This is a genomic window from Aeromonas sp. SER, assembly GCF_038739615.1.
GTDB classification, from domain to species: domain Bacteria; phylum Pseudomonadota; class Gammaproteobacteria; order Enterobacterales; family Aeromonadaceae; genus Aeromonas; species Aeromonas jandaei.
This window is the reverse complement of the sequence record NZ_JBCGFC010000008.1, coordinates 96,553-110,163: the sequence shown is the minus strand read 5'-3', so window position 1 is coordinate 110,163 and position 13,611 is coordinate 96,553. Positions and strand designations below refer to the sequence as shown.

The 13,611-nt window shown below is 57.2% G+C and carries 16 protein-coding genes; 13 read left to right on the top strand and 3 right to left on the bottom strand.

The features are described 5' to 3' along the window. The first annotated feature begins 15 nt into the window (after positions 1–15). Genes rpsP through rplS form a run of 4 tightly spaced genes read left to right on the top strand, consistent with a single transcriptional unit; the run spans position 16 to position 1,974 of the window. The gene (gene rpsP / locus AAHA41_RS13510) at positions 16–264 is read left to right on the top strand and encodes a 30S ribosomal protein S16 (RefSeq protein WP_033114062.1); all 249 of its coding nucleotides are present in this window, start codon (positions 16–18) and stop codon (positions 262–264) included. 24 nt (positions 265–288) lie between these two features. Next, positions 289–810 carry a ribosome maturation factor RimM gene (gene rimM, locus AAHA41_RS13505; protein ID WP_033114063.1) on the top strand — a complete coding sequence of 174 codons (522 nt, stop codon included), beginning with the start codon at positions 289–291 and terminating at the stop codon, positions 808–810. 34 nt (positions 811–844) lie between these two features. Next, positions 845–1,594, top strand: coding sequence for a tRNA (guanosine(37)-N1)-methyltransferase TrmD (gene trmD, locus AAHA41_RS13500; RefSeq protein ID WP_323070449.1), 750 nt, complete (start codon positions 845–847; stop codon positions 1,592–1,594). Positions 1,595–1,626: 32 nt separating this feature from the next. After that, entirely contained in the window at positions 1,627–1,974 is a 348-nt protein-coding gene (rplS, locus tag AAHA41_RS13495; RefSeq protein WP_005308701.1) for a 50S ribosomal protein L19, read from the top strand. Between the two features lie 108 nt (positions 1,975–2,082). On the opposite strand, the gene AAHA41_RS13490 is transcribed toward rplS, so the two are convergent. Together AAHA41_RS13490 and mutH are read right to left on the bottom strand one after the other, a co-directional pair. Next, positions 2,083–2,406 (bottom strand): isoamylase early set domain-containing protein, encoded by a 324-nt coding sequence (locus AAHA41_RS13490; RefSeq protein ID WP_042030746.1) that lies wholly within the window; start codon positions 2,404–2,406, stop codon positions 2,083–2,085. A gap of 80 nt (positions 2,407–2,486) precedes the next feature. After that, positions 2,487–3,161 carry a DNA mismatch repair endonuclease MutH gene (gene mutH / locus AAHA41_RS13485; RefSeq protein ID WP_182927154.1) on the bottom strand — a complete coding sequence of 225 codons (675 nt, stop codon included), beginning with the start codon at positions 3,159–3,161 and terminating at the stop codon, positions 2,487–2,489. A 732-nt stretch (positions 3,162–3,893) separates the two neighbouring features. Here mutH and rppH point away from each other — a divergent pair. From rppH to AAHA41_RS13445, 8 genes are all read left to right on the top strand, one after another. Then, entirely contained in the window at positions 3,894–4,424 is a 531-nt protein-coding gene (rppH, locus tag AAHA41_RS13480) for an RNA pyrophosphohydrolase (protein ID WP_033114066.1), read from the top strand. Between the two features lie 14 nt (positions 4,425–4,438). Beyond that, the gene (gene ptsP, locus AAHA41_RS13475; protein WP_323070448.1) at positions 4,439–6,715 is read left to right on the top strand and encodes a phosphoenolpyruvate--protein phosphotransferase; all 2,277 of its coding nucleotides are present in this window, start codon (positions 4,439–4,441) and stop codon (positions 6,713–6,715) included. A gap of 71 nt (positions 6,716–6,786) precedes the next feature. After that, entirely contained in the window at positions 6,787–7,614 is an 828-nt protein-coding gene (gene lgt / locus AAHA41_RS13470) for a prolipoprotein diacylglyceryl transferase (RefSeq protein ID WP_033114068.1), read from the top strand. Then, a complete protein-coding gene (gene thyA / locus AAHA41_RS13465) occupies positions 7,611–8,405 on the top strand; it encodes a thymidylate synthase (RefSeq protein ID WP_033114069.1) in 795 nt (264 codons plus the stop codon). Before lgt ends, thyA begins: the two co-directional genes overlap by 4 nt. 225 nt (positions 8,406–8,630) lie before the next feature. Then, positions 8,631–9,821, top strand: a complete 1,191-nt coding sequence (gene nhaA / locus AAHA41_RS13460) for a Na+/H+ antiporter NhaA (RefSeq protein ID WP_033114070.1) — start codon at positions 8,631–8,633, stop codon at positions 9,819–9,821. Continuing rightward, the gene (locus AAHA41_RS13455; protein ID WP_219272337.1) at positions 9,818–10,225 is read left to right on the top strand and encodes a hypothetical protein; all 408 of its coding nucleotides are present in this window, start codon (positions 9,818–9,820) and stop codon (positions 10,223–10,225) included. The genes nhaA and AAHA41_RS13455 overlap by 4 nt, the downstream gene beginning before the upstream one ends. After that, positions 10,212–11,144, top strand: a complete 933-nt coding sequence (gene nhaR, locus AAHA41_RS13450; RefSeq protein WP_042030739.1) for a transcriptional activator NhaR — start codon at positions 10,212–10,214, stop codon at positions 11,142–11,144. Before AAHA41_RS13455 ends, nhaR begins: the two co-directional genes overlap by 14 nt. A gap of 51 nt (positions 11,145–11,195) precedes the next feature. Next, positions 11,196–11,498, top strand: coding sequence for a metalloregulator ArsR/SmtB family transcription factor (locus AAHA41_RS13445; RefSeq protein WP_042030738.1), 303 nt, complete (start codon positions 11,196–11,198; stop codon positions 11,496–11,498). Between the two features lie 48 nt (positions 11,499–11,546). On the opposite strand, the gene rpsT is transcribed toward AAHA41_RS13445, so the two are convergent. Then, positions 11,547–11,810 (bottom strand): 30S ribosomal protein S20, encoded by a 264-nt coding sequence (rpsT, locus tag AAHA41_RS13440; RefSeq protein WP_005308808.1) that lies wholly within the window; start codon positions 11,808–11,810, stop codon positions 11,547–11,549. A 191-nt stretch (positions 11,811–12,001) separates the two neighbouring features. On the opposite strand from rpsT, the gene murJ reads away from it, so the two are divergent. Beyond that, on the top strand, positions 12,002–13,567 hold the full coding sequence (gene murJ, locus AAHA41_RS13435; protein ID WP_323070447.1) for a murein biosynthesis integral membrane protein MurJ: 1,566 nt from the start codon (positions 12,002–12,004) through the stop codon (positions 13,565–13,567). The last annotated feature ends 44 nt before the right edge of the window (positions 13,568–13,611 follow it).

Sequence of the window (13,611 nt, the reverse complement as noted above, 5' to 3'; positions counted from 1 at the left end):
GTTAATGAGGACGATATGGTAACCATTCGTTTACAACGTGGTGGCGCGAAAAAGCGTCCGTTCTACCAGGTAGTAGTTGCTGACAGCCGTAACGCCCGCGACGGTCGTTTCATCGAGCGCGTTGGTTTCTTCAACCCGGTTGCTGCTGGTCAAGCTGAAAAGCTGAACCTGGACCTGGCTCGTATCGAGCATTGGGTTGCTACTGGTGCCGCTGTTTCTGAGCGCGTTGCCAAGCTGATCAAAGACGCTGCCAAAGCTGCTTAATCAGTCAAACGGTAAGGAGTTAAGGTGGAAAAACCTGTAGTTCTGGGCACCCTGGGTACCGTATACGGCATCAAGGGGTGGCTTAAAGTGAACTCCTTCACCGATGTTGCCGAAGCGATTTTCGATTACAACCCCTGGCTGATTAATCAGAACGGGGCGTGGCGTGAAATTCGGGTTTCATCCTGGAAACGTCACAACAAGGGTCTGATCTGCAAACTCGATGGTATCGATGTGCGCGAGGATGCCCTGGCATTGACCAATGTCGAGATTGGCGTAGCCGCCGATCTGTTGCCTGCGTTGCCCGAGGGCGAGTTCTACTGGCGTGACCTGATTGGTTGCTCGGTAGTGACCACCAAGGGATACGACTTGGGCAAGGTGACCGAATTGATGGAAACCGGCTCCAACGATGTGTTGGTGGTTGAGGCCAATGTAAAAGATGCCTTTGGTGCAAAGGAGCGGTTGATTCCGTTTCTGGAAGAGCAGGTGATCAAGAATATTGATCTGACTGCTCGAACAATCGAAGTTGATTGGGATCCTGGTTTCTAGTTTCCCGCGGTAACACGAGTGCCGGAGGTTTCTTATGTGGATTGGGGTGATTAGCCTCTTCCCTGAAATGTTCCGAGCCATTACCGAGCACGGGGTAACGGGTCGGGCCGTCAAGAGTGGCCTGCTGCAGATTGAGTGCTGGAACCCCCGGGACTTTACCCACGACAAACACCGTACGGTCGATGATCGTCCTTATGGTGGTGGGCCTGGCATGTTAATGATGGTTCAGCCGCTGCGTGACGCGATTCATGCAGCCAAGCAAGCGGCGGGAGACGGGGTGAAAGTCATCTATCTCTCTCCTCAGGGACGCAAGCTGACTCAAGCGGGCGTAACCGAGTTGGCGACGAATCAGAAACTGATTCTGGTAGCCGGTCGATACGAAGGTATCGATGAACGCGTGATACAAACCGAAGTCGACGAAGAGTGGTCTATCGGGGATTACGTGTTAAGTGGTGGCGAGTTGCCTGCCATGACCCTGATCGATGCGGTTTCGCGTCTGGTTCCAGGAGTCTTGGGTGATCAGGCCAGTGCCGAGCAGGACTCCTTTACGGATGGCTTGCTGGATCATCCCCACTATACTCGGCCGGAGGTGTTGGATGGGCTGGCGGTGCCCGAGGCGCTGACAAGCGGCAATCACGAAGTGATTCGACGCTGGCGTCTCAAGCAATCGCTCGGACGAACCTGGCAAAGAAGGCCGGAACTTATTAACAACCTAGCTCTGACTGACGAGCAAGAATCACTTCTTGCCGAGTATGTCCGCGAAGTGCGTGACAGCGTTAAGTAGAGTTTTCAGTTTATCCTAGGTAAGGAAAGACAATGAGCAAGATTATTCAGCAGCTTGAACAAGAGCAAATGCGTACCGACATCCCGGCTTTTGCCCAGGGCGACACTGTACGTGTTCAAGTTCGTGTTAAAGAAGGTGGTAAAGAGCGTCTGCAGGCTTTCGAAGGCATCGTAATTGCCAAGCGTAACCGCGGTCTGCACTCTGCTTTCACCGTTCGCAAGATCTCCAACGGCGAAGGTGTTGAGCGTGTATTCCAGACTCACTCTCCGCTGATCCACAGTGTAGAACTGAAGCGTCGTGGTGATGTTCGCCGCGCCAAACTGTACTACCTGCGCAACCTGTCCGGTAAAGCTGCTCGTATCAAAGAGAAGCTCAACTAATTCGATTCGAATTGGTGTCGATATGTCGGCGAAAAGCTCGACAGGTAGTGAAAAGGCTCGCCAATGGCGAGCCTTTTTTGTATCCGTCTATGGACTATCTGGTTACCGTTACTGGATCACTCGCACCACCGAGTTATCGCGGCCGTAGGGGCTGGGTACGTAAGCGTCGGCTTGCCAGTCATTCTCGTACAGGGTCTCTCCCTCCGAAGTGATGAACTGGTAGCAATACTCGAAACTCTCCGGCCCGTCAGTCGGCAGGTTGAGGGTTGCCTTGAACTCACCGCTCTTCATGCGCTTCAGTTCGACCGGTTGCCACTGGGTGAACTCGCCGATCAGCATCACCTGCTGCGCGCCTGCTGCGGCCTCTTTCTCGACGGCGAAGGTCACCTTCACCTCTGGTTTGGACTTGAGAAACTGCTTGGTAAGTGGCATGACGCCTCCTTGTCTGTGAGTTAAAAATGGCTCCTGCCTATTTTTATACCACCTTATGACAAAGATGTTGATAAAGCAGATCAAACTGGCAGGGCAAAATAGCGTTGCAGCAGGCTATGGGTGAAATCGATCTTGAGATAGAAGCCGCGGGGCAGGGTCATAATCGGTTGACCATCGCGACCGATGGCGCGAGTCAGCGCCTTGTTGTTGGCAGCCTTGGGACGCAGCTGCATTACCTGGCCGTGGCGTGCGCTGATCTGCTCCACCTCTCCCAGCACTATCATGTCCATCAGCTCTTCCCAGTCCTGGCGCAGCAGCCGATCTTCCTCCTCGCTGGGGCTCCACATCAGCGGCATCCCCACCCGCCGCTCGCCAACCGGGATCTCGCGGCTACCTTCCACCGGGATCCAGAGCACTCGTGACAGCTTGTTGCGCACGTTGGATTCTTCCCAGCGCTGACCGCTGACGCCGATCAGCGGCGCGACGCAGACAAAGGTGGTCTCTAGCGGTCGCCCCTGAGGATCGACCGGGATCGTCTTGAGCTCGATACCGAGATCCGGAAAGTCCTGCTCCGGCTTGCTGCCGGCACTGGCCCCCAGCTGCAGCTCGATCAACTGGCCCACCCACCCCTTGTCCCGACGCAGATCTCTGGGTACCGCCACACCGGCTTCGGCGGCCAGCTGCGCCAGCGTGAAGCCTGCCATGGCGTAGGCTCGGCTCAGCAACTCCTGTTCGGATTGGGGATTGTTTGGCATGTTTGGCTCCATATTGCTCGACCTATTCTAACAGGGCAGGATCCCGGGAGGATCGCTGTTTTTATAACCGATCCTGAGTAGATAAGGGTAAATGGGGATAATTCGGCTATGTAGGTCTTATGATTATGATTTTAAAGAAATTTGTCTTTTTTATCGAGCAAGGATATTCAGCCGATCCGGGTCCGAAATAGTTGTCCAAGGGTTTGCGGATGATGTTACACACAGTTATCCACAGAAATCTTGGATAAGTGGCATAAAGTGGGAGGAGTATCTGATATGTTACAAAAAATTGTGAATCCGACCCCATTTTCATCGAGGAAACAGGGCAGATATTGTGCCACTCCTGTGGATAATTTGGCCTTGGCGGATCTTTGAGCAGTGGAACTTGTTCACAATCGTCGTCGCGGATCCTGCGTGAGCAAAACCATGGATCCAGATCCAGTTGTTTGTATTTAACTACATGTATAGTAAGTGAAAATTAGTTTTAACTCTGATCTGTGAGGTGATAGTCTGCTTTTCACTTACAGTTAAAAAGTACTGTATATACCAGCTTGCTCACAGGCTTATGCACAGTCTGGGTGGGCAACTTGATAGAGTCGATCTTCCCGTTTGTTTATAAGTATGTGTGAAATTGAAAGTTATTCATGAACGCCGGGAGTCACTCCTTGTTTGCTGCCACGAAGTGAATGTGGAACAATCTCTTTATAGATTCAGCCTTTATAAGGTGATCACGTGATTGATGGCGACGGATTTCGTCCCAATGTCGGTATCGTGATCTGTAACCGTGAAGGGCAGGTGTTGTGGGCTAAACGCTATGGGCAGCACTCCTGGCAGTTTCCGCAGGGGGGGGTTGATGATGGTGAAACGCCGGAGCAGGCCATGTATCGCGAGCTGTATGAGGAGATAGGCCTCAAGCCCGAAGATGTGACCATCATGGCCACCAGTCGTAACTGGCTTAAATACCGTTTACCCAAACGTCTTGTCCGCTGGGACAGTTCACCGGTCTGTATTGGCCAAAAACAAAAATGGTTCCTGTTGCAGCTCAATTCGGGCCGAGAGTCGCGGATCCAGTTCGGTTGTCATGGTCATCCCGAATTTGACGACTGGCGCTGGGTCAGCTTCTGGTACCCGGTACGCCAGGTTGTCTCGTTCAAGCGGGAGGTTTACCGCCGGGTCATGAAGGAGTTTGCTCCGCTGGCGATGCCGGCGCCGGCAGTGCAGCAGGTCAACAAGAAGGATGGGCGGCGCAACCGCGCTCGCTAAGGAGCACAGATTAGTTGTTAACGGAACTGAGACGTATCGTCGAGAGCATGGCCGGGGCCAACACCCTGGAACAGGCCTTGCAGGCACTGGTGAGCCAGACCCGGCACGCCATGGTGGTGGACTGCTGCTCTGTCTACGTTTCGGAACCCGAGATGCGCCGCTACCGGCTGGCGGCGACCGATGGTCTTGCCCCTTCGGCGGTCGGCAAGGTCACTCTGCCCTTCGAGCAGGGTATCGTCGGTCTGGTCGGTCAGCGGGAAGAGCTGATCAACCTGGCCGATGCCCCTGCACACCCCAGCTTTAAATTCCTGCCCGATGTCGCCGAAGAGGCGTTTCGCTCATTTCTGGGCGCCCCCATCATGCACCAGCGTCAGGTGGTCGGCATTCTGGTGGTGCAGCAAAAAGAGAGCCGCCGTTTCGATGAGGGGGAAGAGTCCTTCATGGTCACGCTGGCGGCCCAGCTGGCAGCGCATATCGCTCAGGCGCAGGCCAAGGGGTGGTTGCAGAAGACCGACTGGAGCAAGCCGCTGCGCGGTATTGCCGGTGCCAGCGGTATTGCTATGGCCAGGGCCTGGGTGTGGCGGCCGCGCAAGGCGCTCTCTTCCATCACTCCGCGCAAGGATGAGGATCATGCCGGCCAGCTGGAACGGCTGGAGTTGGCGGTAGAAGAGGTTCGTCACGATCTGGAGAGCCTGGCGCTGCGTTTTCGCGAGAGCTATAGCGAAGATTCGGTTGCCATCTTCGACATCTATCTTCATTTGCTAGCGGATCCCGGCTATATCAAGCCGATCCGCAACAAGGTGAGCAAGGAGCACTGGACCGCGGTCTCCGCCGTCAAGCTGGTCAGCGACCGCCTTATCGAGCAGTTCAAGGGGATGAAGGATCCCTACCTGCAGGAGCGATCCACCGATGTGAAGGATATCGCTCAGCGCCTCATCAGTCGTCTGGTGCAGAATGAGCCGGAGCATATCTCGATCGGAGAGCCCGTGGTGCTGGTCGCCGACGAGGTGACAGCCACCATTCTGGCGGAAGTCCCCCGTGAATACCTGACCGGGGTAGTCTCGCTCAAGGGGGGCACCAACTCCCACGCCGCCATCCTGGCCCGCGCCATGGGGGTGGCCGCCATCATGGGGGTGGATCTGCCACTCGGTGATATCGGTGGCCGCATGCTGGTCGTCGATGGCTATAGCGGCGATCTTTTCATTGAACCCAATCAGGTGATCCTGACCGAGTATCGCCAGCTGCTGAGCGAAGAGCGGGCACTCGACAGTCTGGTGCGCAGTGTCGACAACCAGCCTTCGGAGACGGCGGACGGTACCAAGGTCTCCCTGCTGCTCAACGCCGGGCTCAGCGCCGATACCGAGATATCTCTCAATCATCTGGCGGACGGGGTCGGTCTCTATCGCACCGAAATCCCCTTCATGCTGCAGGACAGCTTCCCCTCCGAGTGGGAGCAGACTGCCCGCTATCGCGGCATTCTCGAGACCTATCGCAACCGGCCGGTCTGCATGCGGACACTGGATGTGGGTGGTGACAAGCAGCTGCCCTATTTCCCCATCGTCGAGGAAAATCCCTTCCTTGGCTGGCGGGGGATCCGGCTCACCCTGGATCACCCCGAACTGTTTCTGGTGCAGCTCAAGGCGATGTTGCGGGCCAGCGAAGGGCTCGACAATCTGGCCATCATGCTGCCGATGATCAGCAGTGTCAGTGAAATCAAGGCGTCCCGCCGTCTGCTGGATCAGGCGTGGCGTGAAGTATCGGAAGAGGCTGCCAGCCGCAATGCCGAGATCCGTTATCCCAGCCTCGGGGTGATGATCGAGGTGCCTTCCGCCCTCTACATCCTGCCGGAGATGGCGCCGCTCATCGACTTCTGGTCGGTGGGCAGCAACGACCTGACCCAGTACCTGCTGGCGGTGGATCGCAACAATTCCCGCGTCGCCAACATCTACGATGCGTTCCATCCGGCGGTGATCCGTGCCCTGCAACTGCTGGTCGATGCCTCCAACCGCTATCAGAAGCCGGTCTCGGTCTGCGGCGAGCTGGCTGGTGATCCGGTCGGTGTGCTGTTGCTGCTGGCCATGGGCTATCGCCGCTTCAGTATGAACACCCACAACATCGCCCGGATCAAGTACGTGCTGCTTCAATCGACCCTGAGCGAGCTGACCGAGCTGCTGGCCGATGGCCTCAAGCACGACAATCCCCACGTGCTGCGCGGTCTGTTTGCCCGCTATCTGGAAGAGCACGGTTTGGGCGGTTTGCTGCGGGCCGGCCACAAACCGAAAATCGGTTGATTGATAAACATGCCTTGTCCCTGCTGGCGAATGATCGGAAAATGCGGCTTTTCTTATGACTGGGGCCGCTTATGCAGCACGATGGATATTGGGTTTTCTCGCAGATTGATCCCGTAGCATTCAGTTTGGGACCACTATCGGTACGCTGGTATGGTCTCATGTACCTGTTCGGTTTTGCGTTCGCCATGTGGCTGGCTGGCCGTCGCGCCGATGCGCCGAATAGCGGCTGGACACGCAACGAGGTCTCTGACCTGCTCTTCTACGGCTTCCTCGGGGTGATCCTCGGTGGTCGTGTCGGTTACGTACTTTTCTACAACTTCGATCTCTTCCTCGCGGATCCGACCTACCTGTTCAAGATCTGGACCGGCGGCATGTCGTTCCACGGCGGTTTGATCGGGGTCATCACTGCCATGATCTGGTTTGCCCACAAGACCAAACGCCACTTCTTCACCGTGGCTGACTTTGTGGCACCGCTCATTCCGTTTGGCCTCGGCGTCGGCCGCATTGGCAACTTCCTCAACGGCGAGCTGTGGGGCCGGATCACCGATGTGCCCTGGGCCATCATCTTTCCGGAGGCCGGCCCCGAGCCGCGTCATCCCTCCCAGCTCTACCAGTTCGCGCTGGAAGGGGTGGTGCTGTTCATCATCCTCAACCTGTTCTGGCGCAAGAACCCGCCGCGCGGTGCTATCTCCGGCATGTTCCTGCTGTTCTACGGCCTGTTCCGCTTCCTGGTGGAGTTTGTCCGCCAGCCAGACAGCCAGCTGGGCCTCTATTTCAACGAGATCAGCATGGGCCAGATCCTCTCCACCCCGATGATCTTCATCGGTGCCCTGATGATTTGGGTTGCCTACAAGCGCCCGCAGCTGTTCGGTAACGCCGTGAAGGAGGCAAAGCAATGAGAGCCTATCTCGACCTGATGCAGAAGATCCTGGACGAGGGGACCGTCAAGTCCGATCGCACCGGCACCGGCACCGTCTCTCTGTTTGGTCATCAGATGCGCTTCAATCTGGCGGAGGGTTTTCCGCTGGTGACCACCAAGAAGTGCCACCTGCGCTCCATCATTCATGAGCTGCTCTGGTTCCTCAATGGCGATACCAACACCGCCTATCTGAAAGAGAACGGCGTCAGCATCTGGGATGAGTGGGCCGACGAGAACGGCGATCTGGGACCGGTTTATGGCGCCCAGTGGCGCTCCTGGCCGACCGCCGACGGTGGCGTGGTGGATCAGATCCAGAAAGCGGTGGATGACATCAAGCACAACCCGGATTCGCGCCGCATCATCGTCTCCGCCTGGAACGTGGGCGAGCTGGACAAGATGGCGCTGGCTCCCTGCCATGCCTTCTTCCAGTTCTACGTGGCGGACGGCAAGCTCTCCTGCCAGCTCTACCAGCGCAGCTGCGACGTGTTCCTCGGCTTGCCGTTCAACATTGCCAGCTATGCTTTGCTGACCCATATGATGGCCCAGCAGTGTGGTCTGGAAGTGGGCGACTTTGTCTGGACCGGCGGCGATGTGCACCTCTACTCCAACCACATGGAGCAGACTGCGTTGCAGCTAACTCGTGAGCCGCGTCCGCTGCCGACTCTGGTGATCAAGCGCAAGCCGGATTCCATCTTCGATTACAAGTTCGAGGATTTCGAGATAGAGGGTTACGACCCCCATCCCGGCATCAAGGCGCCCGTCGCCATCTGATTGCAAGGCGCCCCAGGGCGCCTTTTTTATGCTTAAAAACAGTTAGATATTCATTTTTGTGATTGAAAATCGAGAACTGGCCACACCGCTATGAAAGATGCCTTTGGCGGAGCTATTTTGGTTTTATTTCGGTTTTTTCGTTGTATTTAGCAGTAAGAAACGATTTTCCAAGAGTTGTTATCGGTTATAGACTCAACGCAAAGTAATTTTGTGGATATTTTAACCATGAGCGACGTAATCAAAAAGTTCCTGAAGCTGGAGGCCGCCTCCGGAATTATTCTGATAATGGCGGCCATGCTGGCAATGATATTGGCCAATTCCGGTCTCTCTGGCAGCTACCAGGCCTTCCTCGATACGCCGGTGCAGGTACGCATTGCGGCACTGGACATCGACAAGCCGTTGCTGCTCTGGATCAACGATGGCTTCATGGCGATCTTCTTCCTGCTGGTCGGGCTCGAAGTGAAGCGCGAGATGCTGGAAGGGGCGCTCTCATCACGGGTGCAGGCGACCTTCCCGGCCATCGCTGCGGTGGGCGGTATGCTGGCTCCGGCCCTGATCTACGCCTTCTTCAACTACTCGGATGAAGTGGCGCGCGCTGGCTGGGCGATTCCTGCCGCGACCGATATTGCCTTTGCCCTCGGGGTGATGGCGCTGCTCGGCAAGCGGGTGCCGGTGAGCCTCAAGGTATTCCTGTTGGCGCTGGCCATCATGGATGATCTGGGCGTCATCATCATCATCGCGCTGTTCTACACCCAGCAGCTGTCGCTGGCGGCATTGACGGTCGGTATTCTGGCGACCCTGACCCTGTTCTGGATGAACCGCCGCGGTGAGGATCGGATCAGCCTCTACATGCTGGTTGGTCTGGTGCTCTGGGTGGCGGTGCTGAAATCCGGTGTCCATGCGACCCTGGCTGGCGTGGTGGTTGGTTTCATGATCCCGCTTAACGGCAAGCGCTATGCCTCGCCGCTCAAGCATCTGGAGCATGCCCTGCACCCCTGGAGTGCCTACCTGATCCTGCCGCTGTTTGCCTTTGCCAACGCGGGGGTATCGCTGGAGGGGATCGGTCTCTCATCCCTGCTGAGCCCGGTGCCCATGGGCATCATGTTGGGGCTGTTTATCGGCAAGCCGCTCGGGGTATTCACCATCAGCTGGCTGTCGGTCAAGCTGGGTGTGGCGCAGTTGCCACCGGGAGTCAACTTCAAGCAGATCTTTGCGGTCAGCATCCTCTGCGGCATTGGTTTCACCATGTCGATGTTTATCGCATCGCTGGCATTCGAGCATGGTGGGCTGGATTACGGCAGCTACTCTCGCCTCGGTATTCTGGTGGGCTCCACTCTGGCGGCGGTAGTCGGTTATCTGGCCTTGCGATTGGCTCTTCCCAAGTGTGACGGGGATCAGAGTGCGGAGGGACTATGAAAAAACAAGCATGGCTGGCAGTAATGTTGCTAAGCCCGCTGGCATGGGCGGGCGGGTTTGAGGATTGCAGGCAGGATGCTGCTTCGGCAAGCTGCTCTGCCTATCTCAACGGTGTGGTGGATAGCGCCGTGCTGCTGGGGGACAAGCAGGCCAGGGCCCGCTTTGGCGAAACCTTCTCCGAGCGGGCGCTGAGCAGCCGGGCAGGGGAGATGGTCAAGCGTTCCAACAAGCGCTACTGCGGTGAGCGCCAGCCCGACAAGGCGCGGCTCAAGGCCGACCTGATGGCGCAGTTCGGCGCGAACAAGGTTGACTCGGTCAGCGACATGTATGACATTCTGGCGGTTGAACTCAGCTGCTACCGGAGCCCGCGCCAGGCGGGAACCCCATCGGATGTCACACCTTAACTACAACCATCTCTACTATTTCTGGATGACGCAGAAGAAGGGCTCTGTCACTCAGGCGGCAGAAGCCCTTTTTTTGACCCCGCAGACGGTGACCGGCCAGATCAAGCTGCTGGAGCAGCGTTTGGGCGGCAAGCTACTCAAGCGCAAGGGGCGCACCCTTGAGGCCACCGAGCTGGGCCAGCTGGTGTTTCGCTACGCCGACAAGATGTTCAGCCTCTCCTACGAGATGCTCGATATCGTCAACTACCGCAAGGAGAGCCAGATCCTGTTCGACGTCGGCATCGCCGATGCCCTCTCCAAGCGTCTTGCCAGCCGTGTGCTGCTCTCAGTTATCCCCAACGATGGCTCCATCCACCTGCGTTGCTTCGAATCGACCCACGAGTTGCTGCTGGAGCAGCTGAGCGAGCACAAGCTAGACATGATCCTCTCCGACTGTCCGGTGGATTCGAGCCAGCATGCGGGCTTGCTCTCCAAGCGGCTTGGTGGCTGTGGTGTCAGCTTCTTCTGTAAGGCGCCGCTGCCATCGCTCCCTTTTCCGGCCTGCCTTGAAGAGCGCAAGTTGCTAATCCCGGGGCGCCGCACCGCAATGGGGCGCCAGCTTACCCAGTGGTTTGAACAGCAGGGGGTCTCCCCCAGCATTCTTGGCGAGTTTGACGATGCGGCTCTGATGAAGGCGTTTGGCTTCTTCAATCAGGGTATCTTCATGGCTCCCACCATCTATCGGGAGGAGATCCTCGAGGGAGAGGGGGTGATGTTGCTGGGTGAGACCCAGGATCTGATGGAGGAGTACTACGTCATCTTCGCCGAGCGGATGATCCAGCATCCGGCGGTAAAACGGGTATGTGAGAGTGATTTCACCTTCCTCTTTGCCGGGGAGGAGAACTTCTCCGCCATCCAGCCTGCGTCCCTGTCGTTTTAAAACGGCGCGTCACCACGTATCATCGGCGATGATTGGCAGAGGAGAGATGTGATGCAACTTGAAGAGATGGAAGCCAGTGCGGGTCAGGCGGTTGCCCTGCTCAAGGCGCTGGCCAACGAGCGGCGGCTCTTTATCCTGTGCCATCTGCTGGAGCGGGAGCTGTCGGTGGGGGAGCTCAACGAGCGGTTGGGATTGAGCCAGTCTGCGTTGTCACAGCATCTGGCATTGCTGCGGCGCGATGAGCTGGTCAACACGCGAAAAGAGGCCCAGACGGTCTACTATTCGCTGCGCAGCCACGAGGTGCGCGAGATGATCTCCTTGCTGCATCGGCTTTACTGCAGCGCAGATAAATAAAAAACCGGCACTAGGCCGGTTTTTTCAGCTTTTATCAGCAGAAGCTGATTAAGCCATAGCTTTGATCTGGGCAGACAGGCGGCTCTTGTGACGAGCAGCTTTGTTCTTGTGGATCAGGCCTTTGGTCGCCATACGATCCATGATCGGCTGAGCAACAGCGAAAGCGGCAGTCGCGGCAGCTTTGTCGCCAGAGGCGATAGCAGCGATGACTTTCTTCAGGTAGGTACGGGTCATGGAACGACGGCTGGCGTTGTGCTGACGGCGTTTCTCTGACTGAAGAGCGCGCTTCTTAGCAGATTTGATGTTAGCCAAGGTAAAACTCCTAAAACTGTCTTAGCGAGTGTATTGAAAAGGCCCGGAAATATGCCTTCCCAACCACATATTGTCAAATGATTTGTGCAAATAAACACCGCCCCCCGGTGGTGTGTCAGATGGGAGACGGTTAAACTGTCGGCCGATTCTAGCAGCATTCTTTTCATTCTGACAGTTCCAGAGGCCTCGTCTTGAGTAAGAAATTGATCAAATCCGGAATTATTGTGTCCGGAATGACGTTGGCATCCCGTGTGATGGGCTTGGTGCGCGATGTGGTCATCGCCAATCTGCTCGGTGCCGGGGTTGCCGCAGACGTCTTCTTCTTTGCCAATCGCATTCCCAACTTCCTGCGTCGTCTGTTCGCAGAAGGTGCCTTCAACCAGGCCTTTGTCCCCGTGATGACCGAGTACCGGAAAAAGGGGGACGAGAGTGAAGTTCGCGAACTGCTGGCTGCGGTGGCGGGGACTCTCGGCGGGATAGTGACCGTGGTCACCCTGCTCGGGGTGCTGGGCTCCGGCGTGCTGACCGCCCTGTTTGGCTGGGGCTGGTTTTGGGACTGGCTCCATGGCGGGCCGGCCGCCGAGAAGTTCGAAATGGCGAGCCTGATGCTCAAAATCACCTTCCCCTATCTCTGGTTCATTACCTTTACCGCCATGGCGGGGGCTATTCTCAACACCTTCGGTCGCTTCGGGGTCTCCTCCTTCACCCCGATCTTTCTCAATATCACCATGATCGCCGCCGCCTGGTGGATCTCACCCTGGCTGGACGATCCCGAACTGGCGCTGGCCATCGGTGTTTTCCTCGGTGGTCTGGTGCAGTTCCTGTTCCAGTTCCCGTTCCTGCGCCAGATCAACATGCTGGTGTGGCCCAAGTGGGGTTGGCACCATCCGGGTGTCGTGAAGATCCGCACCCTGATGATCCCGGCGCTGTTCGGGGTATCGGTCAGCCAGATCAATCTGTTGGTTAACACCATGCTTGCCTCGTTTCTGGCGACCGGTGCCATCAGCTACCTCTACTACTCGGATCGCTTGCTGGAGTTCCCGCTCGGCATGTTCGGCGTCGCCATCAGTACCGTCATTCTGCCGGCATTGGCCAAGAAGCACGTAGATGCCGATCCGGCCGACTTCTCCCGCACCATGGACTGGGGGGTTCGGATGGTGATGCTGCTCGGTTTGCCCGCCATGGTGGGGATTGCCGTGCTGCGTGAGCCGATCCTGCGGGTGCTGTTCATGCGCGGCGAGTTCGGCTTGCATGAGGTGACCATGTCGAGCGCCAGCTTGCTGGCATCCACCTCCGGTTTGCTGTCGCTGATGTTAATCAAGGTGCTGGCGCCGGGTTACTACGCCCGTCAGGACACCAAAACGCCGGTACGGATCGGGATGATCTCTATGGCCGCCAACATGGTCTGCAACCTCCTCTTCATCTATCCGCTCGGTTACGTGGGGCTGGCGCTCTCGACCGCCTGTTCGGGCACGCTCAACGCAGCCCTGCTGTTCAAAGGACTCCATCAGCAGAGCGTCTACCGGCCTTCCCGCCATACCGGGGTCTTTTGCCTCAAGTTGCTGACGGCGAGCCTGCTGATGGGGGGAGTACTCCTCTACCTGTCGCCAGACCTGACCCAATGGGGGGAATGGAGCATGGGCAAGGCGAGCCTGCAGCTGACCATGTTGCTGGTGCTGGGTGGTGCCATCTATGCCGGAGTCCTGCTGGCACTGGGGATCCGGCCAAAAGATCTGAGAGCGGGTCGCGATGATTGACCCGTGTCCGAGGCTTGAAGGCGCCAAGTGAGTTGGCATTTCGG

Excerpts from the sequence above, each read along its gene's own strand:
- rpsP (WP_033114062.1), top strand. The coding sequence starts at position 16 with ATGGTAACCATTCGTTTACAACGTGGTGGCGCGAAAAAGCGTCCGTTC.
- trmD (WP_323070449.1), top strand. The coding sequence starts at position 845 with ATGTGGATTGGGGTGATTAGCCTCTTCCCTGAAATGTTCCGAGCCATT.
- rplS (WP_005308701.1), top strand. The coding sequence starts at position 1,627 with ATGAGCAAGATTATTCAGCAGCTTGAACAAGAGCAAATGCGTACCGAC.
- AAHA41_RS13490 (WP_042030746.1), bottom strand. The coding sequence starts at position 2,406 with ATGCCACTTACCAAGCAGTTTCTCAAGTCCAAACCAGAGGTGAAGGTG.
- mutH (WP_182927154.1), bottom strand. The coding sequence starts at position 3,161 with ATGCCAAACAATCCCCAATCCGAACAGGAGTTGCTGAGCCGAGCCTAC.
- lgt (WP_033114068.1), top strand. The coding sequence starts at position 6,787 with ATGCAGCACGATGGATATTGGGTTTTCTCGCAGATTGATCCCGTAGCA.
- thyA (WP_033114069.1), top strand. The coding sequence starts at position 7,611 with ATGAGAGCCTATCTCGACCTGATGCAGAAGATCCTGGACGAGGGGACC.
- nhaA (WP_033114070.1), top strand. The coding sequence starts at position 8,631 with ATGAGCGACGTAATCAAAAAGTTCCTGAAGCTGGAGGCCGCCTCCGGA.
- AAHA41_RS13455 (WP_219272337.1), top strand. The coding sequence starts at position 9,818 with ATGAAAAAACAAGCATGGCTGGCAGTAATGTTGCTAAGCCCGCTGGCA.
- nhaR (WP_042030739.1), top strand. The coding sequence starts at position 10,212 with ATGTCACACCTTAACTACAACCATCTCTACTATTTCTGGATGACGCAG.
- AAHA41_RS13445 (WP_042030738.1), top strand. The coding sequence starts at position 11,196 with ATGCAACTTGAAGAGATGGAAGCCAGTGCGGGTCAGGCGGTTGCCCTG.